The sequence below is a fragment of the Acidimicrobiales bacterium genome (assembly GCA_022452035.1).
Classification (GTDB): Bacteria; Actinomycetota; Acidimicrobiia; order Acidimicrobiales; family MedAcidi-G1; genus UBA9410.
Genome location: JAKURV010000007.1, coordinates 20,225 through 43,285, shown reverse-complemented (window position 1 = coordinate 43,285; position 23,061 = coordinate 20,225). Strand labels below are relative to the sequence as shown.

At 67.3% G+C, this 23,061-nt stretch carries 18 protein-coding genes; 7 read left to right on the top strand and 11 right to left on the bottom strand.

Annotation, left to right across the window (positions count from 1 at the left end; translation table 11 throughout):
* From MK181_03955 to MK181_03945, 3 genes are all read right to left on the bottom strand, one after another.
* Positions 1–1,653: an iron ABC transporter permease gene (locus MK181_03955; GenBank protein MCH2418951.1), complete on the bottom strand. Its 1,653-nt coding sequence runs from the start codon at positions 1,651–1,653 to the stop codon at positions 1–3.
* Between the two features lie 59 nt (positions 1,654–1,712).
* Complete coding sequence (locus MK181_03950) at positions 1,713–2,750, bottom strand: extracellular solute-binding protein (GenBank protein ID MCH2418950.1); 1,038 nt, start codon at positions 2,748–2,750, stop codon at positions 1,713–1,715.
* 82 nt (positions 2,751–2,832) lie between these two features.
* Positions 2,833–3,882 carry an ABC transporter ATP-binding protein gene (locus tag MK181_03945; protein ID MCH2418949.1) on the bottom strand — a complete coding sequence of 350 codons (1,050 nt, stop codon included), beginning with the start codon at positions 3,880–3,882 and terminating at the stop codon, positions 2,833–2,835.
* A gap of 83 nt (positions 3,883–3,965) precedes the next feature.
* Between MK181_03945 and MK181_03940 the strand changes: the two genes are divergently transcribed.
* Positions 3,966–4,739 carry an ABC transporter permease gene (locus MK181_03940; GenBank protein MCH2418948.1) on the top strand — a complete coding sequence of 258 codons (774 nt, stop codon included), beginning with the start codon at positions 3,966–3,968 and terminating at the stop codon, positions 4,737–4,739.
* 24 nt (positions 4,740–4,763) lie between these two features.
* On the opposite strand, the gene MK181_03935 is transcribed toward MK181_03940, so the two are convergent.
* The 5 genes from MK181_03935 to MK181_03915 are packed head-to-tail and all read right to left on the bottom strand — an operon-like array spanning position 4,764 to position 9,361.
* Positions 4,764–5,357 carry a Maf family protein gene (locus MK181_03935; GenBank protein MCH2418947.1) on the bottom strand — a complete coding sequence of 198 codons (594 nt, stop codon included), beginning with the start codon at positions 5,355–5,357 and terminating at the stop codon, positions 4,764–4,766.
* Positions 5,358–5,377: 20 nt separating this feature from the next.
* On the bottom strand, positions 5,378–6,580 hold the full coding sequence (gene dusB / locus MK181_03930; GenBank protein ID MCH2418946.1) for a tRNA dihydrouridine synthase DusB: 1,203 nt from the start codon (positions 6,578–6,580) through the stop codon (positions 5,378–5,380).
* A gap of 44 nt (positions 6,581–6,624) precedes the next feature.
* The gene (locus tag MK181_03925; protein ID MCH2418945.1) at positions 6,625–7,485 is read right to left on the bottom strand and encodes a formylglycine-generating enzyme family protein; all 861 of its coding nucleotides are present in this window, start codon (positions 7,483–7,485) and stop codon (positions 6,625–6,627) included.
* Positions 7,486–7,496: 11 nt separating this feature from the next.
* The gene (locus MK181_03920) at positions 7,497–8,201 is read right to left on the bottom strand and encodes an alpha/beta hydrolase (GenBank protein ID MCH2418944.1); all 705 of its coding nucleotides are present in this window, start codon (positions 8,199–8,201) and stop codon (positions 7,497–7,499) included.
* Positions 8,198–9,361: an epoxide hydrolase gene (locus MK181_03915; protein ID MCH2418943.1), complete on the bottom strand. Its 1,164-nt coding sequence runs from the start codon at positions 9,359–9,361 to the stop codon at positions 8,198–8,200. The genes MK181_03920 and MK181_03915 overlap by 4 nt, the downstream gene beginning before the upstream one ends.
* A 103-nt stretch (positions 9,362–9,464) precedes the next feature.
* Here MK181_03915 and MK181_03910 point away from each other — a divergent pair, with 103 nt between their 5' ends.
* Positions 9,465–10,283 carry an SDR family NAD(P)-dependent oxidoreductase gene (locus MK181_03910; GenBank protein ID MCH2418942.1) on the top strand — a complete coding sequence of 273 codons (819 nt, stop codon included), beginning with the start codon at positions 9,465–9,467 and terminating at the stop codon, positions 10,281–10,283.
* Positions 10,284–10,298: 15 nt separating this feature from the next.
* Here MK181_03910 and MK181_03905 read toward each other — a convergent pair whose 3' ends face one another.
* Positions 10,299–11,336, bottom strand: a complete 1,038-nt coding sequence (locus tag MK181_03905; protein ID MCH2418941.1) for an LLM class F420-dependent oxidoreductase — start codon at positions 11,334–11,336, stop codon at positions 10,299–10,301.
* A gap of 334 nt (positions 11,337–11,670) precedes the next feature.
* Between MK181_03905 and MK181_03900 the strand changes: the two genes are divergently transcribed.
* The 4 genes from MK181_03900 to MK181_03885 are packed head-to-tail and all read left to right on the top strand — an operon-like array spanning position 11,671 to position 18,209.
* Positions 11,671–13,479, top strand: coding sequence for a methylmalonyl-CoA mutase family protein (locus MK181_03900; protein ID MCH2418940.1), 1,809 nt, complete (start codon positions 11,671–11,673; stop codon positions 13,477–13,479).
* Positions 13,476–15,641 carry a methylmalonyl-CoA mutase gene (gene scpA, locus MK181_03895; protein MCH2418939.1) on the top strand — a complete coding sequence of 722 codons (2,166 nt, stop codon included), beginning with the start codon at positions 13,476–13,478 and terminating at the stop codon, positions 15,639–15,641. Before MK181_03900 ends, scpA begins: the two co-directional genes overlap by 4 nt.
* Before the next feature lie 14 nt (positions 15,642–15,655).
* Entirely contained in the window at positions 15,656–16,627 is a 972-nt protein-coding gene (gene meaB, locus MK181_03890) for a methylmalonyl Co-A mutase-associated GTPase MeaB (GenBank protein ID MCH2418938.1), read from the top strand.
* A 4-nt stretch (positions 16,628–16,631) separates the two neighbouring features.
* Positions 16,632–18,209, top strand: a complete 1,578-nt coding sequence (locus MK181_03885) for a DUF839 domain-containing protein (GenBank protein ID MCH2418937.1) — start codon at positions 16,632–16,634, stop codon at positions 18,207–18,209.
* A gap of 34 nt (positions 18,210–18,243) precedes the next feature.
* Here MK181_03885 and MK181_03880 read toward each other — a convergent pair whose 3' ends face one another.
* Positions 18,244–19,320, bottom strand: coding sequence for a ribonucleotide-diphosphate reductase subunit beta (locus MK181_03880; GenBank protein MCH2418936.1), 1,077 nt, complete (start codon positions 19,318–19,320; stop codon positions 18,244–18,246).
* A complete protein-coding gene (locus tag MK181_03875; protein MCH2418935.1) occupies positions 19,320–21,731 on the bottom strand; it encodes a ribonucleoside-diphosphate reductase subunit alpha in 2,412 nt (803 codons plus the stop codon). The genes MK181_03880 and MK181_03875 overlap by 1 nt, the downstream gene beginning before the upstream one ends.
* A gap of 334 nt (positions 21,732–22,065) precedes the next feature.
* On the opposite strand from MK181_03875, the gene MK181_03870 reads away from it, so the two are divergent.
* Positions 22,066–23,040 (top strand): isopenicillin N synthase family oxygenase, encoded by a 975-nt coding sequence (locus tag MK181_03870; protein MCH2418934.1) that lies wholly within the window; start codon positions 22,066–22,068, stop codon positions 23,038–23,040.
* Positions 23,041–23,061 lie beyond the last annotated feature (21 nt).

The window sequence follows — 23,061 nt, the reverse complement described above, 5'->3', positions numbered from 1 at the left end:
TTAACGCAGGTGCTCGCTTCGGCGTATGACGAGCAACCAAGTCATGGTGGCGCTGATGGCCAGCAGGACCAGTGCCAAGACGGCCATCTCGGGGAGAAACAGCGCCTCGTAGGTGTTCCAGATCTGGGTGGCCAGAGTCCGAAAGCCGATCGGTGAGGCCAGCAGCGTGGCCGGTAACTCCTTCATGGTGGACAGCATGACCAATCCAGCGCCGGCGGCCAGGCCGGGTGCCATGAGCGGAAGTTCGACGGTGGCTAGCCGGCGTAGTCGGCCAGCACCCAGTAGGCGGGCCGCGTCCTCCATGCGGAGGGGGACGGCTTCGACGGCCACCTGGGTCGTCCGGACGGCCTGGGCCCCGAAGTGCACCACGTAGGCGAATACCAGCACGGGCATCGAGCCGATTAGGAACTCGAATGGCGAAGCGTGCAGAGTCCAAAAGACCATGGACAGGGCGACCACCAGGCCTGGGATGGCGAAACCTGCTACCACCACGGCGTTGACCACGCCACCCACACGGGAGCGGTGGCGAGCTAGGAGGTACGCCACGGGAAGGACTACGGCCACGGCCACCACGGCCGTCACCGTGCTCACCCAGATGGTGTTCCACGTCGGCGCTACCACGTCGTCCCAGTCCAGTCGGAGCCCGGCGGCGCCGCGACGGGATCTGAACCATCCGAAGAGGCCCCAGTCGGCTAGCGACACGGCGGGAGCCACCAAGGCCAGTCCAACGACGACGGCCGTGGCCGCGGTGCAGGCCGCTTTCCACCGGCCCAGGGGAACGACGAGAGACTGGCGGTCGCCGATAGCACTGACCCGAGCACCCCTGCGGGTTCCGGAACGGGCCACCGTGCGCTCGGCGGCCACGACCAGAAGGGCCAGGACCAAGAGGAGCAGGGCCAGAGCGAACGACCTGTCCCGGTCGAAGAGGCGGGTGCGGAAGATGGTCTGGGTGAGAGTCTCGAACCGCATGAGGTGTACAGCGCCGAAATCGCTGAGGGTGTAGAGAAACACCAGTAGCGAGCCGGCGGCAATTGATGGCCCCACCTGAGGGAGGACGACGCGGAGAAATACCCGGCGGGGTCCGTCGCCAAGTAGGCGGGCGTTCTCTTCGAAGGCGGTGGAGAGGGTGGTCAGCCGGGCCGCCACCGGAAGGTACACGTAGGGGTAGGTAAAGAGGGTGAGGACCAGCCACGACCCAACCAGGCCGTGGAGGCGAATAGTTAGCTCAATGCCGAATACTCCAGCCAAGTCATGGACCACGCCGCCGGGAGTAAGACCGGAGATAAATGCCGCGGCACCTACGAAGCTGGGGTAAACGAGCGGCAGGGGGACGACGACTCGCCAGAGGCGGCGCAACGGCAGGTCCGTCCGGGTGGTTAGCCAGGCCAGCCCGGTGCCCAGTAGAGCGGTTGAGACAGAGACGAGAGCGGCCAGTTGAACGGTCCGCCAGAGGGGATCAAGGGTCTGGCGGGATCCGAGGAGAGCCAGCGGAGATTCCGAACCGCCGGCCGCTCGCCAAGCCACATACCCGCCGGGAAGGGCGAACAAGGCGGCAATGAGGATCGCCGTCCCCAGAAGTGGTTTCGGGGGCCGCCCGACGCCCGCCCGGCGTCGAGCAGCCCCTGTTCGTGGAACCTTGGTGATGTCCGTCATCCCGGCTGCTCCGCCCAGCGGAGGCCTCGTCGGCGGTTAGTCACCGTGGCCCCCCTGGTTCACTGATCGAGTACGCCGCTCGCCTCGATGATCTCGATCGTGCGAGTGAACTCGGCAGCTATGTCGTCGATGTCGACGGCGCCTATCCGGTCGACGGGAGCCGGTGGCAAGACGTCAGCCGGAGCCACGCCGAGGGCCAGTGGGTATTCGTAGACGCTGTCGGTCAAGTACCGCTGCTGTTCGTCGCTGAGCAGGTGGGTGAGCAGGCGATTGGCGCCATCCTGTTCGTTGCTCTCATTCAGTACAGCTGCCGTAGCGATGATCATCAGACCACCGTCATCCCCGGGGGCGAAACCGTGGTTGGCCGACCGCTGGGCGTCCCCGTTCGCGGCCACCTTCTGGAAGTTGTAGTAGTGGTTCACGAGCCCAAACTGGATCTCGTTGCGGCCCACAGCTTCCACGATGGCACCGTTCTTCGGGTAGAAGCGGGACCCGTTAGCCACCATGTCGTTCAGCCATCCGGTGGCAACGTTGTCACCGTTGCGGAGCCGGAACAGCGTGAACCAGTCCTGGAATGAGGAGTTGCTGCCTGGTACGGCAACTCTGCCTGCGTACTCAGGGCCGGTCAGGTCGAAGACCGAGCCGGGAAGGTCTCCGGTCGCCACCTCGTCCACGTTGTAGACAAGAACCCTTCCTCGCCCGGCGAACCCAACCCAGGTGCCGGTGGGAGATCGATCAGTAGCCGCCACGCGGTCCAATACGTCGTCGTCCAGTTTTGCCAACATGCCTAGATCATCTAGATACCCAGCGGGACCGGGGCTTCGGGACAAGAACACATCAGCCGGGGTCTTGGTTCCTTCCTCAGATAGGAGAAGGGCCAGGTCATTCGACGAGCCGTAGCGAACGTCTAGGGCGATGCCCGTGTCTGCGGTGAATGCCTCAAAGATCGGGCCTACCAATTTCTCACTTCGACCCGAGTAAACGGTCAACGACTCGGGATCGTCGCTCCCGCATGCTGTGAGCATTGCGGTGAGCCCAAGAACTAATAGGAGGGCGGCCGCTATGCGGCTTGGTTGTCTTGGGGTTCGCTGGTCCATGGGTAAGATCCCGTCCTTTGGCTCGATGTGTAAAGGTTCCCTAACAGATTGTGAGGGGAACCTAACAAGAGCAATTCGGGAATCAAACGTCGAGAGCTACCGCTCCAGGGCCGACATATGTCACATCCACCTGGTCCCCACGCTGGAATGCCACGTCGGGCTCAGTGCGCGCCTGGATGAATATGCCGTCGTGGAGCCGGACCAGGACCATTGCGTCGTGGCCGTAGTACTCCACCAGCTCGACGGTGCCGTCTCCACCGCTGGCCACCCGGATGTCCTCGGGCCGCAGCAGCAGCTCGGCTGGCCCGTCCACGTCACGTGACACCGGCACGTCACCCACTGGGGTCGCACAGATTCCGACGGCCGAGGGCACCGGGAGAAGGTTGGCGTCGCCTACGAAGCGGGCCACCCACCGGTCCACCGGGTGGCGGTATAACTCGTCGGGGGTTCCCACCTGGGCCAGGCGGCCGTCGTTGAGTACGGCCACTCGGTCGCCGAGGACGAACGCCTCTTCCTGATCATGGGTGACAAAGACCGTAGTGATGCCTAACTCCACCAAGAGGCGGTAGATCTCCCCCCGAACCTGGACCCGAAGGGAGGAGTCCAGGCCAGAGAACGGTTCGTCCAGGAGCAGTACGCCGGGGCGTGGAGCCAGGGCACGGGCTAGGGCAACCCTCTGCTGCTGACCCCCGGACAGCGATCCGGGCATCCGCCGGTCCAGGCCGGTCAATCCGACCATCTCCAAGGCCTCGACCACCCGGTCGGAGCGGCGCTCTGACCGCGGGAGGCCGTAGGCCACGTTCTGGCCCACGTTGAGGTGGGGGAACAGGGCGCCGTCCTGGAACACCATTCCGATTCGCCGCCGTTCTGGCGGGACGAATGTCTGGTCGTCGCTGAGGACCCGGTTGCCGAGGAGGACCGTTCCGGTCCGCTGGCGTTCCAGCCCGGCGATGGTCCGCAGGAGGGTGGTCTTGCCACAGCCGCTGGGTCCGAGGAGCGCTACCACCTCACCGGCCGCCACCTCGAGCGAGACGTCGTCGAGGACCGTTGGCCCGTCATAGGCCACCGAGAGGTCGGCCACCGTGAGGCCCTCGGCTGTGGCCCGGGGGACAGCCGTCCGCTTGTTCAGCATGCCTAACAGGCTAGGTCGGGTCGGACCACAGCCCACAGGCGGGATCGTCCGGCACGGTGTCCTCGGCTGGCTACCGTGCGAACGTGACTGGGGTTGACATCGGCTGGTGGGGGCTGGCGGCGTCGATTGTCCCGATGGTTGTCGTGGCCGGCATCTCGTTGCGGCGTCGCCTCGGCCTAGAACGCTCGCTGGCCGAGGCCACGGTGCGGGCTGTTGCCCAACTGGTGCTCGCTGGATGGGCCCTCACTCTCCTGCTGGACGGCGACACGCCGATGGTCTGGGCGTGGGCCTGGGTGGTGGCAATGGTCCCGGTGGCAGGCGACGCCGCCCGAAGGCGGGAACCCCGTCTGGCCGGCCTGGGGTGGATGACTGCTGTGGGCGCCTCCCTGGGCCTCGGCGTTTCGCTGGCCACCGTGTTCGCCCTAGGGATCTTGCCCCTGGAGGCCCGGGTGCTGGTCCCGGTGTCAGGGATGGTGGTCGGCAACTCGCTGAAGGTTGTGGTCGTAGCGGCTACCCGGTTGGTCGACGGCCTTCGGGACCGGGTCGGAGAGGTGGAGGCACTGCTGGCCTTGGGGTTCCGGCCAGCGTGGGCCGTGCGCGACGTTGCCTCCGACGCCCTTCGCTTGGCCCTCCTCCCCCAGATCGAGACCACCCGGTCGGTGGGTGTGGTGTTCCTGCCCGGCGCCCTGACCGGTCTGATCCTGGCTGGTGTCGATCCGATCCAAGCGGCCCTGGTTCAGGCGGCACTCCTGTTCCTGATCCTGGGCACGGCCGCCGTGACCGGCCTGGTTGTGGTGTTCTTCGGGGTGCGGGTCTTCCTCACCGACGATCAGCGGCTGGTTCCGCCGACCGTTTGAGCCCGACGGTGCTGAGCCCGACGGTCAGGAACCGGGCCTTCGCACCCACGGGTCGCCGTCGGCCTCCACTGAGGCCAGCAGCTCGAGTGTCGTGGTGACCGGTAGCCCGATGACGTTTTCCCTGCTCCCTACCAACGCGACCACGAAGTCGGCCCCTCCGCCCTGGATCCCGTAGCCCCCGGCCTTGTCGAGCGGTTCGCCGGAGGCCACGTAGGACTCCACCTCGGTCTCGGACAGTGTCCGCCACATCACCTTGGTGGACACGGTGGTGGATGCCCGCCCGGACGGACCGACTACCGCCACTCCGGTCACCACGTGGTGGGTCCGCCCCGAGAGGCGCCGGAGCATGGTGGCCGCCCGCTCCGGGGTCCCGGGCTTGCCCAGCGCCTCGCCGTCCAGTACGACCACCGTGTCAGCGGCCACCACTCGCTCCCCGGGCCCGGCTACCGCATCCCGCTTGGCACACGCCAGGCGCTCCACGAGGGCTGCTGGGTCCTCGCTGGGTCGTGGCGTCTCGTCCACCTCGGCCACCCGGACCTCGGGTTCGATTCCGAGGTCACGGAGCAGGGTTAGACGACGCGGCGAGGCTGACGCCAGAACGAGCCGGTCGGAAACCATGGACGGACGGTCGGAGGTGGTCAGCCGCCGGAGACCAGAACCTCAGCCTCGGCTGATGGGGGCGTGGCGTCATCCAGGTCGTCCAGCCAGCCCTCAGGGAGAACCACGGGCCGGGGTCCGTTTCGGTGGCTCCGGGGCGTGCGCAGCGAGTTTGGGTCCAGGGCCATGTCCGGATCCAGGTCGTTCAGCAGGTCGGCCAGCAACCCGTCTAGGTGGTCGAGGTCGGTGATGGACTGGAGTTGGCTTCGAGCCGCTGGCCCGGTGGCGTAGCCCTTCAGGTACCAGGTGGTGTGCTTGCGGAAGTCTCGGATGCCGTGTGGTCCGGCCCAAGCCACCAGCAGTCGGGCGTGTCGGGCCATGGTTGTCGTTACCTGGCGCAACGATGGGGGAGGACCCGGCTCGCGGCCGCCAGACGACGAGTCAGTTCCGAACACGGAGGCCAGGTCGCCGAATAGCCACGGTCGGCCCAGGCAGCCCCTCCCCACCACCACGCCGTCGCAGCCCGTGACGCGCATCAGGCGTAGAGCGTCCCACGGCTCCCACACGTCGCCATTCCCGAAGACCGGGATGGTGGCTACCGCGGCCTTCAGGTCGGCCACCGCCGTCCAGTCGGCCTCCCCGGAGTACAACTGCTCGGCTGTCCGGGCGTGGAGCGACACGGCCGACGCCCCCACGGCCTCAGCGATCCGGCCTGCCTCGAGGAACGTCAGGTGGTCGTCGTCGGTTCCCTTCCGGAACTTCACGGTAACTGGGACGTCCCCCGAACGTTCGACGGCAGCCCGGACGATGGCTTCGAACAGGCGCGGCTTCAACGGGATGGCCGCTCCACCGCCCCGCCGGGTCACCTTGGGCATGGGACAGCCGAAGTTCATGTCGACGTGGTCGACCCGTCCCTCGCCGACCAGCATGTCCACAGCCCGGCCGATGCTGTCCGGCTCGGTTCCGTATAGCTGGATGCTCCGAGGCGACTCCTCGGGGGCGAAGTGGGCCAGGCGGGTTGTCTTGAGGTGGCCGTCGACCAGGCCCCGGGCGGTGACCATCTCGCTGACGTACAGGCCGGCACCGAACTCTCGGCACATGGTGCGAAACGGGGCGTTGGTGACCCCGGCCATCGGTGCCAGGACCACGGGCGGCCACACCTCTAGCGGACCGATGCGGGGCACAGCGAACTCGCCGGGAGTGGCCAGCTGGACGTCCCTGTTCACCTCGCTGCGCAGGCCCATGGGTTCAAGGCTACGGGCCGACCGGCGGTAGCCCGGTCGCGGGTTCACTGAGCCAGCCGGAAGCCCTGGTGGTCAGTGGTGCTGTCCGGGGTGGTGCCCGATCGGGCGGCCGGTCGGTAGCGGTGGCAGTAGCTGTCGTGACAGAGGTACGAGCCGCCTTTGACCACTCGGTCGACTCCCAATGGCGGCCCGACTGGGTCTTGGATCGGCGTCCCCGCCCCATGGTCGGTGCCGAACCAGTCGGCCGTCCACTCCCACACGTTTCCAGAACAGTTGTAAAGGCCGAAGCCGTTGGGTTCAAAGGCGTCCACCGGGCAGGTTCCGGCCCAGCCATCCTCCGCGCTGTCCTCTGTCGGAAATGTTCCGGTGAAGATGTTGAACCGGTGTCGGTCGGGGCCGTCGGGCTGGGTCTCGTCACCCCACGGCAGGCGTTTCTGGTCCAGCCCGCCTCGGGCCGCGTGCTCCCATTCGGCTTCCGTGGGAAGCCGGCCCCCGGCCCAGTCAGCGAACGCCTCGGCATCGAACCACGACACGTGGACCACCGGATGGTTTGACCAGTTGACGGGGTCGTCCTGCGGACCGTTGGGATGCCGCCAGTCGGCCCCGAACACCTGACGCCACCACTCGGCCCCCACCACGCCCCGTGTGGGCTCGAAGTCGTCGGGTAGGTGCCCGGCGAACACGAATGACCATCCCGCTCGTTCGCTGGTCGTGACGTGGCCGGTGGCTTCCACGAAGGCGCCGAACTCGGCCGTGGTCACCGTGGTGGCCGAGATAGCGAACGGTGACACTCGTACCTCGCGCACCGGGTCCTCGCCATCGGACGGGTACCCGCCGTCCTCGTTCCCCATGCGGAACGCACCACCCGGCAAATCAACCATGCGGGCCAGGGGATCAGTGTTCATTGGTGTTCCGGTCAGAGGCCGGCCAAGAACCGGCACACGGCCGCCGCGCATTCGGTCGGCGCCTTTACGTGGACCATGTGGCCCATGTCGGGAACGATCACTGTTTCTCGCACGTTTAGGTCCCGTTCGAACAGGCTGGCCGAAGCGGCGAAGCGCACGTCGTGTTCCCCGAGCAGCACCAGGACCGGAACCTCGATGTCGGCCAGGTGGTCGATGACGTGGGCATCGGTGTGCATCGAGAGCTCATCGGTTCCGACCGGGAGATCCAGCTTCTCCATGGAGGCCCGAACCGAGGCGTTCCACTGGTCTCGGGCCTCCGCCTTCCGAAACCCCGGTCCGGTGGCCACGAGCACCAAGCCAGCTACGTCGTCCGGGTGGTCCACGGCGTGGGCTAGCGACAGGTACCCCCCGAGGCTGTGGCCCATGAGCACGGCCGGTCGGCCGGCATGGTCCAGTACGGCAGTCAGGTCGCCCAGGGCGTGGGCCCGGGTGTACTCCCCGGGAGCCGGGGCCTCACTGTCGCCGTGTCCACGGAGATCCCAAGTGGTCACCGAGTGGGTTGCGGCTAGGTCGTCAACCATCGGTGACCAGACGCGGCGGTCATTGGCCCATCCCGTGGTGGCTACCACCGGGTGTCCGGTCGGCCCGTCAGGACCACGGGTTTCACTTGCTAGGGCGGTACCACCCGCCCCGACCAGCATCACCGGGCTACTCACCGGAGGGTCCGGAAGAACTCGCGGATGTCGGCCACGAACTCTTTGGGCCGTTCCATGGCGGCGAAGTGCCCTCCCCGGTCGTGTTCCCGCCAGAAGGTGATGTTGCGGTCGGCCTCCACCCACCGACGACGTCCTACCATCAACTCCTCCGGGAAGGCGGAAACTCCGAAGGGAACTTCGGTATTCGGTGGTGGGAGACGCCCCTCGGTCAGGTCCCGGCGGAACTCCAGATAGAAGCGGGCCGACGAGGTGATGGTTCCGGTGTACCAGTAGGTACTTACGTTGGCCAGCAGGTCGTCGCGGTCTACGACGTCCAGGGGATCACCGTCGTGGTCGGTCCAACCGTGAAACTTCTCGCCGATCCACGACAGCAGCCCAGCCGGCGAGTCCTGGAGGCCAACCCCCAGGGTGTGGGGGCGGGTCTCTTGGATACGGAAGTAGCCGTTGTCCTCGGCCTGGTACCAGGCGGATCGGTCGAGGTGTTGCTGCTCGACGGGGGTGATGTCGTCGAAGTCGCCGTCGCGACCCCTCGGGAAGGCGGCGAGCATGTTGAGGTGGCAGCCGACCACGTGGTCGGGATCGTGGCCGGCGATGTGTTGAGACACCAATGATCCCCAGTCACCGCCCTGCACGCCGTAACGGTCGTAGCCGAGGCGGTCAGCCAGCAGGGCGAAGGCCCGTCCCGTCCGGTCAGGCCCCCAGCCTGGCTGCGCCGTCGGGCCGGACCAGGCGTAACCGGGAAGCGACGGGGCGATCACGTGAAAGGCGTCTCCCGGTTCGCCTCCGTGGGCGGCCGGGTCGGTCAGTGGGCCCAGCACCTGCAGGAACTCCACGATCGACCCCGGCCACCCGTGGGAGATGAGTAGGGGGAGGGCGTCGGGTTCTGGGGACCGCTGGTGGATGGCGTGGATCCGCTGGCCGTCGATAGTCGTGGTGATCTGGTCGAAGGAGTTGATGCGGGCCTCGGCGTATCGCCAGTCGAAGCCGTCGGCCCAGTAGTCGGCCAGCTTCCGAAGCCACTCCAGGTCGCAGCCGTCATCCCACCCCGTGTCAGCGACCTGGTCAGGCCACCGGGTGTCGGCCAGGCGTCGTCGCAGGTCGAAGACAGCCTCGTCGGAGACTTCCACGGTGAACTGTTCGAAGAGATCTGCGTCGGCCATCGTGCTCCTGGAGTCAGGCCCCGCTCCCGGGGTGCCGGTCGACCGTACCCGTGGTGCTGGCGGGTCGGGAAGCCGGCTCGGTGGTGGGGCTACGGTCGCCAGCATGGAATTGGTCGGGGCACGGGTATTGGTGACCGGTGGATCGAAGGGGATCGGGGCCGCGCTGGCCCGGGCCTACGCGGCGGCGGGTGCCCACGTGGTGGTGGCCGCCCGGGCCTCCGATGAGCTTCGCGCCGTGGCGGCCGAGGTAGGTGGGCACGCTGTAGTCGTCGACCTGACCGACGTTGGCGCTGTCGAGGCCCTGGTTCGGGTCGTGGAGGCTGACTACGGGCCGATCGACGTGCTGGTGAACAACGCCGGGATGGAGACCACCGATATGGCGGCTGTGATCGACCCTGCTGTTGTTCGGGCCGCCACGCGGTTGAACTTGGAGGCACCTATGGTGCTGACCCGATACGTCCTGCCCGGGATGCTGGCCCGGGGACGCGGGCACTTGGTGTTCCTGTCCTCGATTGCCGGCACGGCGGGGTTTCCGACCATGGCCACCTACTCCGCCACCAAGGCTGGGGTGTCCAACTTCGTGCGGTCATTGCGGTTGGAGCTGAAGGCCACGCCAATCGGGACGACCACGGTGGCGCCTGGGCCGGTGGCCACCCGTATGTGGGACGCCGTGGAGGCCAACTCGCCCAGCGGACAAAAGGTGCTGGCCCGGATGAACCTGGTTCGCATGCTGCCTGTCGCCGATCCGGACCGCTTGGCCCGCCGGGTCGTACGGGCCACCGGTTGCGGGTCGCGCCATGTCCGGACGCCGCGGCGCCTGATGGGAAATTTCTTGCTCGCGGAGGCGGCACAGCGTCTGACCGAGGGCTTGCTGATTGGGGTGCGCCTGGACCCCTCCGACACTCGTCCCGGTACCCGGTAGCTCTGCTGCCGGGCGCTACGCGTGCTCGGCTAGTTCTCGGAGCCGTCCTAGGACGGCGGCCGGCTGGCCGCCGATGGGCGTCACGTTCAGCGACGTCACGCCGGCCTCCCGGTAGGCGGCCAGCCTGTCGATCACGTAGGCCTCGTCACCGCACAGCGATGTGTTCTCGACCAACTCGGCGGGCAGCAAATCAGCCGCCTCCTCCTTTCGACCGTCCAGGTAGGCATCCTGGACGGCTACCGCTTCGTCGACGAATCCGTAGGCCTTGCAGACGTCGTTGTAGAAGTTCTTTCCCCGGGCACCCATGCCGCCGATGTAGAGGGCAGCCCCTGGGCGGGCTAGGTCGCGGTATTGCGTCGCGTCGTCGCCGATGGCCACGAGGCCGCCCGCCACCACGTCCAGCTCTCCGAGGGAGGGGTCCCGGCGGTCCAAGCCGGCGGCCACGGCGTCACCCCAGACCAGGTCCATGCGCTCCGGGTATACGAGGAAGGGCAGCCAGCCGTCACAGGTGGCAGCCGTCTCCTCGACGCTCTTCGGGCCGAGGGCGGCGATGTAGATCGGGATATCGGCTCGCTTCAGGTGGTTGATGATCTTCAGCGACTTCCCTAGGCCGGTGCCCTGGTCAGCTGGGAGGGGCAGGGTGAAGACGTCTCCATCGTGGACTAGGCGTTCCCGGCGCCAGGCGGCCCGGCAGATCTGGACAATCTCTCGGGTGCGGGTCAGCGGCTTGGCGTACGGGACACCGTGGAACCCCTCGATGACCTGCGGGCCAGAGGCGCCTAGGCCTAGGACAAATCGACCATCCGACAGGGCATCCAGGCCGGCCGCCGTCTGGGCCAGGAGGGCCGGGGTACGGCTGTAGGTGTTAAGGATACCGCTGCCCAATTCGACAGTGGACGTGCTGGCCGCCAGATAGCCCAGCAGGCTTACCGCGTCGAAGCCGTAGGCCTCGGGTATCCAGATCCGGTCGACTCCGGCCGCCTCCAACTCCCTGGCCTGGGTGGCGGCTGTCTGAGGGTCGGTGGCGTAGTTGAGGGAGGTCGAGATGCGCATGGCCCGATCTTCGCATCCCCATCGGACCCGGGCCCCAGCCGGAGGGGAGGGGCTAGCGGTGAGGACACGCGGTGCACCGCGGCGGCTGTCAGGAACAACAGTACGGTCCTGACCACCATGGCCAGGCGGTAGCCATCGGCGAAGCTGAGCGGGCTGTCTCGGCCGGTCCTGACCGGACAGCCTCCGGGGCTTGCTAGGCAAGGTGGAGGGCGAAGTTTCCCCGCGAGCGGTTCCCCACGGGCTTGCCGAAGGACTCCACGCTTGAGGGGACGAGTCTCTGGTCACCCGTCACACGGCATCCGGGACCTGACGGACCGTCACCTACCATCAGTCCATGAACCCGGCGCGCCCCGGACCGACCCCCCTGGTTGATGGCTTCGAGCCGGCCTCACGGGCGGACTGGACCGCCCTAGCCGAGGCCGGCCTGCGGGGCCGTACCGTCGATGACCTAGCCATGGTTACAGCAGACGGGATCCGCATCGCCCCGGTGTACGGACCCGAAGACGGACAGCCGGCCGGTCTGCCCGGGGCAGCGCCGTTCACCCGAGGAGCCACGTCCACCGGGGCTACGCCCGACGGATGGGACGTACGAGCCCTGGTCGTAGACGAGGGTCCGGAAGACGCCAACCGGACGGTGTTGGACGAGCTGGAACGGGGTTCCACCTCGGTGCTGCTGGACCCCCAGGCCATCGGCATCGCTGGTCCAGCCGACCTAGCCGCCGTACTGAACGGCGTGTACCTGGACATGACGACCGTGGCCCTGGCGCCCGGGCCGGCAACAAACGAGGTGGCCGGCTGGCTTCTTGATCTCTGGGAGGCGAGCGGCGTTGCCGAGGCCGAACGGCGAGGCCACCTGGGCCTTGATCCCCTCGGGGTGGCCGCACGCTACGGCGGACCGCCGACGATTGACGCCGCTGCGCTGGACCTCGTGGCCCGGGCCCGATCGCTGCCTGGGGTCCGGGCGATGGAAGTCGACGCGACCCCTTACGCCGACGCTGGGACCAGCGACGTCGGCCAGCTGGCCTCCGCCCTGTCCACCGGAGTGGCCTACCTACGGGCCCTCGTCGACCACGGGATCGGCGTATCCGACGCCCTAGCAACCCTTTCGGTCACCCTCCCGGCCGACGCCGACCAGTTCCTTACCGTGGCCCGGTTCCGGGCCTTCCGCCGCGTGTGGGCTCGAATGGCCGAGGCCTGTGGAGCTGACCCGGCGGAGGGCGCCGCTTACCAACATGCCCTCACCTCGGCCGCCATGCTCAGCCGTCGCGACCCGTGGGTGAACATGCTGCGGTCCACAGTGGCTGCCTTCGCCGCCGGAATTGGCGGTGCCCGGTCAGTGACCGTGCGCCCTTTCGACAGTGCGTTGGGGCGGCCGGACGAGTTCGGCCGACGCACGGCTCGAAACCTGCAGCTCCTGCTCCTCGAGGAGAGCAGACTTTCCGCCGTCATCGACCCGGCCGGCGGTTCGTGGTACGTGGAGGACCTGACCAGCCGGCTAGCCGCCGCGACCTGGGAACGGTTTCGGGACCTAGAGGCCGAGGGAGGTATGGCCACCGCGCTGGCCTCAGGCCGGGCGACCGCCGAGGCGGAGGCCGACTGGGCCCGACGGTACGAACGCCTAGCGACCCGGGCCGATCCCCTTACCGGGGTGTCCGAGTTCCCCGACCTTAACGAGGCGGCCGTGCGGCGACAGCCGGGCCCTCCACCGGCGGAGGGCCCGCTGCCCCTTCGTCGGTCGGCTTCGGCGTTCGAGGCGTTGCGTGACGCCGCCGACGAGGCCGCCGATCAGCCGACCGTGCGGATCATCGCCCTGGGTCCCCTAGACGAGCATGCCGATCGGGCCACCTTCGCCCGCAACCTGTTCGCGGTGGCTGGGATTCGTGCCGTCGATGGTGACCTCGACAGCCTCGACTCAGACGGTCCCGCAGTGCTGTGCGGGTCCGACGACCGATACGCCGCAGAGGCTGCCCGGGCGGCATCCTCCCTGAAGGCCTCCGGTGCCGGATGGGTGCTGCTGGTCGGCAAGCCGGGTGACGACGAGGCGGCCTGGCAAGCTGCTGGTATCGACGAGTTCCTCCACCCGGGAATTGACGTGGTCGAGGTACTGGGTAGGGCCCTGGACTGGTGCGGGGTGAAGCGATGAACGCCATCCCCGACTTCAGCACTGTGGAACTGGGAGACAGCCCAGCTCCGAACGACCTGGACGCCTGGGCCGACCGGGTGGCAGCCGAGACTGGGCGGGGTCCCGAGCTACTGGTCCGTCAGACACCCGAGCAGATCGACGTCCCTGCCCTCTCCACGGAGGCTGACGTGGCGGGCTTGGACACCCTTGACGGATGGCCGGGGATCGCGCCGTATCTCCGCGGGCCGTACCCAACTATGTACGCCAGCCAGCCGTGGACCATCCGCCAGTACGCCGGGTACTCCACGGCCGAGGAAAGCAATGCCTTCTACCGGCGCAACCTGGCCGCCGGCCAGCGGGGCCTCAGCGTGGCCTTCGACCTGGCCACCCACCGGGGCTACGACAGCGACCACCCGCGGGTGGCCGGCGACGTCGGGATGGCAGGGGTGTCCATCGACTCCATCCTCGACATGCGCACGCTCTTTGAGGGGATCCCGCTGGACCGGATGAGTGTCTCCATGACCATGAATGGGGCCGTCCTGCCCGTCCTGGCCCTCTACATCGTGGCCGCCGAGGAGCAGGGGGTTGCGCCGTCGCAACTGTCGGGAACCATCCAAAACGACATTCTCAAGGAGTTCATGGTCCGGAACACGTACATCTACCCGCCCGCCCCGTCCATGCGGATCATCTCGGACATTTTCGCCTACACCAGTGCCGAGATGCCGCGTTTCAACTCAATCTCCGTCTCCGGCTACCACATGCAAGAGGCAGGGGCTACGGCCGACCTGGAACTGGCCTACACGTTGGCCGACGGGGTGGAGTACGTGCGAGCCGGTGTGGCTGCAGGGCTGGACGTCGACGCCTTCGCCCCGCGCCTTAGTTTCTTCTGGGCTATCGGCATGGACTTCTTTATGGAGGTAGCCAAACTGCGGGCTGCCCGGCTGCTGTGGGCAGATCTCATGAAGCAGTTCGAGCCGCGGGACCCCCGGTCGTCGTCGCTACGTACCCATTCTCAGACGTCGGGCTGGAGCCTCACCGCCCAGGACGTCTACAACAACGTGGTCCGCACCTGCGTGGAGGCCATGGCGGCCACCCAGGGCCACACCCAGTCGCTACACACCAACGCCTTGGACGAGGCGCTGGCCCTTCCGACCGACTTTTCGGCCCGCATCGCTCGGAACACCCAGCTGTTCCTCCAGCAGGAGAGCGGTACGTGTCGGGTAGCCGATCCGTGGGCCGGCAGTTACCACGTGGAGCGACTCACCCACGACCTGGCGGTCAGGGCCCGGGAGCACCTGGTCGAGGTGGAAGAGATCGGCGGGATGGCCCAGGCCATCGAGGCCGGCATCCCCAAGTTGCGGATCGAGGAGGCGGCGGCTCGCACCCAGGCTTGGATCGACTCCGGACGCCAATCGGTCATCGGGGTGAACTGCTACCGACCGGAGTGCCAGGACGAGGTTGAGGTGCGCCGGGTGGACAACGCCCGGGTCCTGGCCGACCAGGTGGCCAAGCTGGAGCGGCTCCGCGCCGAGCGTGACCCCGCAGCCTGTTCCGCGGCGCTGGACGCCCTGACCCGGGGTGCTGCAGACGTCCGAGCCAACCTGTTAGCTCTGGCCGTCGACGCGGCTCGGGCGAGGGCTACGGTCGGGGAGATCAGCGACGCCCTGGAGACGGTCTACGGGCGTCACGTGGCGGAGGTCCGCACTATCTCCGGAGTGTTCAACAGAGAGGTCGGCGACGGCGAAGCCGTCGGATCGGCGCGTCGACGGGTGGTCGACTTCGAGGCGAGCCATGGCCGGCGGCCCCGCATCCTGGTGGCCAAAGTCGGCCAGGACGGCCACGATCGGGGCCAGAAGGTCATCGCTACAGCCTTCGCCGACCTGGGATTCGACGTCGACATCGGACCCCTGTTCTCCACCCCGGCCGAGGTGGCCCTCCAGGCAGTGGAAAACGACGTGCACGTGGTGGGCGTGAGCTCACTTGCCGCCGGCCACCTGACGCTCGTGCCCGAACTCCTGGCCGAACTGGAGGCCCTGGGCCGGGACGACATCGCCATCGTGGTCGGTGGGGTCATCCCGCCAGCCGACCGCGACGTCCTGTTGGCCGCCGGGGCGGCGGCCGTGTTCCCATCGGGGACGGTGGTCACCGAGGCGGCTGTCGACCTGCTCGACTGGCTGGCCTGACCGGGACCAGGACCATGACCGTCCATGAACTGGTCGAGGGGGTTCTGGCCGCCGACCGAGCCGCTGTTGGCCGGGCCCTAACGCTGGTTGAGTCCACCCGGTCCGACCACCGGGTGCAGGCCCGTGAGCTGCTGGACGTCCTGCTTCTCCACGCCGTGGAGTCGCACCGGGTAGGCATCACGGGCGTTCCCGGCGTGGGCAAGAGCACGTTCATCGAGTCCCTGGGCACCAAGCTGACCGGCGCTGGCCATCGGGTAGCCGTGCTGGCCGTGGACCCGACCAGCAAGCTGACCGGTGGAAGCATCTTGGGCGACAAGACCCGCATGCTCCGCTTAGCAAACGATTCGGCGGCTTTCGTGCGCCCGTCGCCCAGCGCCGGGACCCTGGGCGGGGTGAGCCGGACGACCCGGGAGACCATGGTCGTCCTGGAGGCCGCCGGCTACGACGTGGTGCTGGTGGAGACAGTCGGGGTGGGACAGTCGGAGACCGTGGTAGCCGGCATGGTCGACTTCTTCCTGTTGCTGATGCTGCCCGGCGCCGGTGACGAACTTCAGGGCATCAAAAAGGGCGTCCTGGAGTTGGCCGACATGATCGCCATCAACAAAGCGGATGGGGACAACGCTCCGGCGGCCCGGACGGCGGCCCGCGACTACTCAGCCGCCCTCCGCCTCACCGAGGCAACCAGCCCGACCTGGACACCGAGCGTGGTGACCTGCGCCGGCCTGACGGGCGACGGTCTAGATGAACTCTGGGACCAGGTGGTGGCCCACCGGTCCGCCCTTATGGCCACCGGCGAGTGGGAGGACCGTCGTCGGGCCCAGCGCCTGGCATGGATGTGGTCGATGGTGGAGGACCGGCAGCTGACCGCCCTGCGGACTGACCCCGGGGTGCTGGACCTTCTAGGTTCCGTCGAGGCTGACGTCCGCGATGGGCGGACCTCGCCGGCGGCCGCCGCTGACCGGTTGCTCGACGCCTTCGGCGGCTGACCCAGTGGACCGGCGGGCCTTTCTGCGGAACGGCCTGGCAGCAACCGCCGGTTCGGTCCTCTTGACCACCACCCCAGCGGGCGCCACCGCAGCCCGACCCGGCGCCGGCCCGTACGGATCGCTTGACGGGCAGTCGCCCGACAGGAACGGGCTGGTGCTCCCCGAGGGGTTCGCCTCGCGGGTCGTCGCCGTCGGGGGTAGCCCGGTGAACGGGACGGACTACCGGTGGCCGGTCTTCCCCGATGGCAAGGGGACGGTTCCGATGGCCGATGGGGGTTGGAGCCTGGCCTGCAACCACGAAGTATTCGACTTCCAGACCCCCGGTGAGCGGTGGGGTGGGGCGTCGGCCGTCCGGTTCGCTGCCGACGGATCGATCACTGGCGCCTCGGCCATCCTCACTGACAGCCACTCCAACAGCCGGGGTGCCACCACCCCGTGGGGGACCTGGCTGTCTTGCCAGGAAGCCTTCGGAGGGGACGGTCTCGTCTGGGAGTGCGATCCGATGGGGCATGACCCGGCGGTGGCCCGTCATGCCCTGGGGGTGCGCACCCACGGGTCGGTAGCCGTCGACCCGGCCGGAGGACACTGCTACCTGACCGAGGCCCACCGTGACGGCCGGCTTTACCGTTTCACCATCCTGAACGAGGCGGATTCGGGCGCAGCGTTGGCCGACGGGCTTCTGGAGGCCATGGCCGTCGACCGGGACGGTGGCGTGTCGTGGTTAGCGGTTCCCGACCCGTTGGCGACCGTGATTCCCACCCGGGTCCAGGTCGCCGACGGGTTCGTGACCCCGGTGGGGGGTGGAGTCTGGGTCCACGACGGCGTGCTCCTGTTCACCACCGCGCTGGACGACCGGGTCCACGCCGTGGACCTAGCTGGGCAACACCACTCGGTGGTCTGGGACGGTTCAGGCCACCGCCAACCGCTGGTTGGCATCGGTGACCTGACCGTCCACGCCAGATCGGGAGACCTCTTCGTGGTTGAGGATCGGGGTGACATGGAGGTGGCGGTGATTAGCCCCGAGGGAGAGGTGGCCCCGTTTTGCCGCATGGTCGGTGCCGACCACCGCCTATCCCAGGCCACCGGGCCGTGTTTCGATCCGTCCGGGACCCGGCTCTACGTGAGCTCGCTCCGGGGGCGGGGCGAGGCGCTAGTTCGGGACATGGTGCCGGCCATCGACTGGGGGACCGGTGCCGAGGGCCGCCACGTTGGTGTGACTTGGGAGGTGAGCGGCCCGTTCCGTGCCAAACCCAGTGCATCACCGGAAGGAGGGCCGGGGGTTCCGAGTACCACCACGGAGATCCGGACCTCACCAGCCACGACGACCTCCCATGCCATTGCTACAACGACCTCCCACGCCGTCGGAACGACGACCGTTGCCACCGTGGAACCCGGGACGCCGTCCCCGTCGACGACGCTGGAGAGGGCAGGGGACCTCTCAGCATCGGAGGGATCGGTGGAGGCCGGTAGGCCTCGCCGGGAGCCAAGTGGGGGCCTGCCGGCGGTGGGGCTGGGGGCCGCTGCAGTGCTGATCGCTGGCGGAGCGGCCTTGGTGTTGCGGCGCCGACGGGGCGATCGCTGAACGGTTGTCCTGGCCGACGGCCGAGACTTCGGGCCTAGAAGTCCTCGTCGAACGCCACGTCGCCTTCGACGCCTACCTGGTAGGCGGCGACCGTGCGCTCGAAGAAGTTGGTCAACTCCTGGACGTCCTGCAGTTCCATGAAGCCGAACGGGTTCTTCACGTGGTACCGCCGGCTCAGGCCCAACTGGGCTAGCCGCTGGTCGGCTACGAACTGCAGGTACTGCTTGGTATCGGCGGTCGACATGCCGGGTACCCCCTGGCCGAGGAGGTCCTCGGCGAACCGGTACTCGCAGTCGATGGCCTCCTCGAGCATCTCGTAGATCCGGTTGCTCAGGTCCTCGTCGAACAGCTCGGGTTGTTCACGGCGCACTGTGTCGATGACTGCGAAAGCGAAGTTCATGTGGCAACTCTCGTCGCGGAACACCCAGTTGGTGCCTGCAGCCAGCCCGTTCAGGAGGCCCTTGGAGCGCAGGAAGTAGACGTAGGCGAAAGCGGCGAAGAAGAAGAGGCCCTCGATGCATGTGGCGAAGCAGATGAGATTCAACAGGAACGTCTTGCGTTTCTCGTCGGTGTCCAGCTCGTTGAGGTGCTCCACCGAGTTCATCCACTTGAAGCAGAATTCGCCCTTCTGGGCGATAGAGGGAATGTTGTGGATGGCCGCGAAAGCGTCCTCCCGCTCGGCCATGTCTGGGATGTAGTTGTCTAGCAGCGTCAGGTAGAACTGGACGTGGAGCGCCTCCTCGTAGAGTTGGCGCGACAGGTACATCCGGGCCTCGGGGGCGTTGATGTGCTGGTAGAGGTTCAGCACCAGGTTGTTGGCCACGATCGAGTCACCGGTGGCAAAGAAGGCGACTAGCCGGTTGATGAGGTGCTTCTCGGATGGAACCAGCTTTCGGTCTAGGTCGACCAGGTCGTCGGAGAAGTCGATTTCGTCGACCGTCCAGGTGTTCTTGATGGCGTCGCGGTACATCTCGTAGAACTCCGGGTACCGCATGGGTCGGAGCGTCAGGTCAAATCCCGGGTCCAAGATGTTGATCCGGCGGGCCGCGGCGTCAATGCGCGGGGCGGCCTCGTCAGCCGGTTCCTCGAACGGGACTTCTGCCAGGGCCATCAGTCGCACGCCTCGCAGGACTCGGGGTTCTCCAACGAGCAGGCCACGGTCTCGGCGTCCGTGAACGTGGGCTTTTCCACCGGTTCACCCTCGTCGGGGCCTCCAGCCGGGCCGCCGGTCGTTGTCTTGTTGATGCGGGTTGCCGGACGGGAGCGCAGGTAGTAGGTGGTCTTCACGCCGGACTTCCAGGCGTGAAGGTACATGGAGCTGAGCTTGCCGATGGTGGGTGACTCCATGAACAGGTTCAGTGACTGGCTCTGGTCAACGAAGGCACCGCGTTCGGCAGCCATGTCGATCAGGGATCGCATCGGGACCTCCCACGCCGTGCGATAGACGTTCTTCAAGTCGTCCGTGATGCCCTCCACGTCCTGGATGGATCCCTCGGCCATCTTGACCCGGTTGGCCATGGCTTCGTTCCACAGCCCCCGGTCTTGGAGTTCACGCACCAGGTACCGGTTGATCTGCATGAACTCGCCGGACAGCGTCTCGCGCTTAAAGAGGTTCGAGACCTGGGGTTCGATGCACTCGCAGCATCCGGCGATCGAGGCGATAGTCGCCGTGGGGGCGATGGCGATGAGCAGCGAGTTCCGGAGGCCATGCTCGGCCACTCGGGCCCGCAGGGTTTCCCAGCGGGCGGCGTCGGTTGGCTCCACTCCCCATAGGTCGAACTGCAGGTCGCCCGTGGCCGCCCGGGTGAGGGCGAAGTTGTCGTGGGGTCCCGAGGCCTCGGCCAATTCCGTCGAAGCCCATAGGGCGTTGAAGTAGATCTCTTCAGAGATCCGCTTCGAGAGGTCACGGGCCTCTGGGCCGTCGAAGGGGAGGCCGAGCTTGAAGAACACGTCCTGGAGGCCCATGAGACCCAGGCCGACCGGGCGCCACGCGTTGTTCGAGGTCGACGCTTCCTCAGTGGGGTAGTAGTTGATGTCGACCACCCGGTCCAGGAACGGAACAGCCAGGCGGACCACCTCAGCCAGGCGCTGGAAATCGAACACCCCGTCGGCCACTAGGGCCCCGAGGTTCACCGAGCCGAGGTTGCACACCGCGGTCTCCGACTGGTCGGTGACCTCCAGGATCTCCGTGCACAGGTTGGACAGGTGCACCACCCGTCCTTCGGTACCCGTCTGGTTGCACTTCGTGTTTGAGGCGTCCTTAAACGTCATCCAGCCGTTACCGGTCTGAGCCAGAGAGCGCATCATGCGGCTGTAGAGCTCGCGGGCCGGGACCTGGCGCTCGTAGATGCCCTCCTCCTCGGCCTTTTGGTAGGCAGCCTCGAACTCGGCGCCGTACAGGTCGGTGAGGTGGGGGACCTTTCGTGGATCGAACAGCGACCACTTCCAATCCTTTTCCACCCGCTCCATGAACAGATCGGGAATCCAGTTGGCCAGGTTCAGGTTGTGGGTGCGGCGGGTGGGGTCGCCGGTGTTCTCCCGGAGGTCCAGGAAGTCCTCGATGTCAGCGTGCCAGGACTCCAGGTAGACACAGGCCGCCCCCTTTCGCCGTCCGCCCTGGTTCACGGCGGCCACCGAACTGTCCAGAGTCTTCAGCCACGGGACGATGCCGTTGGACAGGCCGTTGGTGCCCCGGATGAGCGAGCCCTTGGAGCGGATCCGGTGCCAGGCCACGCCGATGCCGCCGGCGAACTTCGAAAGCTTGGCAATGTCGGTGTACCGCTTGTAGATGCCGTCGAGGCTGTCCTCCGGTGAATCCAGCAAATAGCAGCTCGACATCTGGGGGTGGCTGGTGCCTGAGTTGAAGAGGGTCGGGCTGGACGGGAGGTACTGCAGTGACGAGATGAGCCGGTAGAAGCGGATGGCCTCCTCGGGGCAGGTGGAGAGGCCGCAGGCCACTCGGAGGAAGAAGTACTGGGGAGTTTCCACCACCATGCGGTTCTCGGGGTGCCGCAGGAGGTAGCGGTCGTAAACGGTACGCAGGCCGAAGAACTCGAACAGTTGGTCCCGCTCGCCCTCCACGGTGTCGTTGAGCTTTCGGGCGTTGGTGGCCACGAAACCAGCCACCTCGGCAGCGATTAGGCCTTGGTCGACGCCCACGGCTACCGACTGGGAGAACGAGTGGATGTCCTGGTTTCGGACCTCCTTGTCGATCACGGTGGACAAGAGGCGAGCGGCTAGGCGGGAGTAGTTGGGCTCCTCGACAATGAAGGCAGCTGAGGTCCGGATGGACAGTTCGTCGAGCTCTTCGGTGGTGGCGCCGTCGCATAAGCCGGAGATGGTTCGGGTAGCCACCCGCATCGGGTCGACGCCGGGGAGACCGGCTGCGCACCGTTCAACGGCCCGCACGATCTTGTTGACGTCGACCGGCTCCAGGTCACCGTTGCGTTTCCGCACCCGCATGGCCGTGGCGCCGGTCGACTCGGTGTCCGGTCCCCCGATGCGATCCTCGGTGATGGTCATCGCCCAGTCCCTCTTTCCCCCGGTTGTCCCGCCGGTGTTCCCGCTGCCACGGTTCGCCTCGTCCGTTCCCGGAGCGACGCGTGTCCCCTCGAGTGGCCACCGGATGGTGGTTCGGGGAGTTCACGAGCGCGACCCGGAAATGAATTGCACGCATGTAATTACAACCGTGTCAAGAGAATCCCCGTCCTGTCGGACAGGTTTTCCTGGCGGTCGCGCGAGGTGTGGTTGAACCGGGCTCCGAGGTGCCCAGAATCGCGCGCCTCGTGGCCGTCTTCAGAGTGCCGGGACCTTGGGCCCGGCCGCCCATGGTGCTGGTCGGCCTAACGTGTCGGCCATGGCCCAGCCGTCTCCCATCCTCGACGTCGACCTCCCGGCCTTCGAGTCAGGCGATTCGGCGACCCGGGCGGCCGTGGTCGACGGCACCATGCGGAGCCTGGCCACCGGGTTCGTGTACGTCCGCCACGACCTCTCCGAGGACCTACTGGACGATGCCTACGGTCGCCTGGCTGCCTTCTTCTCGCTTCCCCAGGACCGCAAGGACCGGTGCACGGTACCGGGATCCAACGGGCAGACCGGCTACACGGGCCTGCTGGTGGAGACGGCCGCCGTATCCGACGTGCCGGACTTCAAGGAGATGCTCAACTGGAGTGCGCCGGTACCCGGTGGGCATCCGCTGCGTCTGCGCTACCCCCACCGCTACGGCGACCCGACCCTGCCCGAGGAGGACCTGCCCGGGACCACCGAGGTCCTCATGGCGTTCCACCACACGATCTTGGACCTGCAGCGTCGGGTACTGCGGATTCTGGCCGTTGGGCTGGGCGTGGACGAGGGCTACTTCGACGTCATGCTCCGCGACGGGGCGGCCCTCACCCGGGCCCTTCACTATCCGTCGATGGACCTGGCTCCTGGCGACGAGCACGTCTGGGCGGCCGAGCACGGCGACATCAACCTGATCACCGCCCTACCCCGGGCCACGGCGCCCGGCCTCCAGGTCCGGACCAACGACGCCTGGATCGACGCCGTCCCCCCCGACCGCCACCTCATTGTCAACACGGGGATCATGCTCGACCACCTGACCAACGGGTTGATTCCGCCGGGTATCCACCGCGTGGTATCCGATGGTCCCGGCGAGCGCCACTCGGTAGTCCAGTTCTGCCATCCGACGCCGTGGACGATGCTGGCCCCCCTCCCGACCTGCGTAACGCCTGAGAACCCGCTGCGGTACCCCACCATCACGGCTTCGGACCGCCTGGAGCAGGTGATCTGGGAGATCAACCTGGTGGAGTCCGGTCGCCGACTGGACGGCTGACCGGTCCGCGACGGTTCGAGG

Excerpts from the sequence above, each read along its gene's own strand:
- MK181_03935 (MCH2418947.1), bottom strand. The coding sequence starts at position 5,357 with ATGGTTTCCGACCGGCTCGTTCTGGCGTCAGCCTCGCCGCGTCGTCTA.
- MK181_03925 (MCH2418945.1), bottom strand. The coding sequence starts at position 7,485 with ATGAACACTGATCCCCTGGCCCGCATGGTTGATTTGCCGGGTGGTGCG.
- MK181_03955 (MCH2418951.1), bottom strand. The coding sequence starts at position 1,653 with ATGACGGACATCACCAAGGTTCCACGAACAGGGGCTGCTCGACGCCGG.
- MK181_03905 (MCH2418941.1), bottom strand. The coding sequence starts at position 11,336 with ATGCGCATCTCGACCTCCCTCAACTACGCCACCGACCCTCAGACAGCC.
- MK181_03945 (MCH2418949.1), bottom strand. The coding sequence starts at position 3,882 with ATGCTGAACAAGCGGACGGCTGTCCCCCGGGCCACAGCCGAGGGCCTC.
- MK181_03950 (MCH2418950.1), bottom strand. The coding sequence starts at position 2,750 with ATGGACCAGCGAACCCCAAGACAACCAAGCCGCATAGCGGCCGCCCTC.
- MK181_03870 (MCH2418934.1), top strand. The coding sequence starts at position 22,066 with ATGGCCCAGCCGTCTCCCATCCTCGACGTCGACCTCCCGGCCTTCGAG.
- MK181_03900 (MCH2418940.1), top strand. The coding sequence starts at position 11,671 with ATGAACCCGGCGCGCCCCGGACCGACCCCCCTGGTTGATGGCTTCGAG.
- dusB (MCH2418946.1), bottom strand. The coding sequence starts at position 6,580 with ATGGGCCTGCGCAGCGAGGTGAACAGGGACGTCCAGCTGGCCACTCCC.
- meaB (MCH2418938.1), top strand. The coding sequence starts at position 15,656 with ATGACCGTCCATGAACTGGTCGAGGGGGTTCTGGCCGCCGACCGAGCC.
- MK181_03910 (MCH2418942.1), top strand. The coding sequence starts at position 9,465 with ATGGAATTGGTCGGGGCACGGGTATTGGTGACCGGTGGATCGAAGGGG.
- MK181_03915 (MCH2418943.1), bottom strand. The coding sequence starts at position 9,361 with ATGGCCGACGCAGATCTCTTCGAACAGTTCACCGTGGAAGTCTCCGAC.
- scpA (MCH2418939.1), top strand. The coding sequence starts at position 13,476 with ATGAACGCCATCCCCGACTTCAGCACTGTGGAACTGGGAGACAGCCCA.
- MK181_03880 (MCH2418936.1), bottom strand. The coding sequence starts at position 19,320 with ATGGCCCTGGCAGAAGTCCCGTTCGAGGAACCGGCTGACGAGGCCGCC.
- MK181_03875 (MCH2418935.1), bottom strand. The coding sequence starts at position 21,731 with ATGACCATCACCGAGGATCGCATCGGGGGACCGGACACCGAGTCGACC.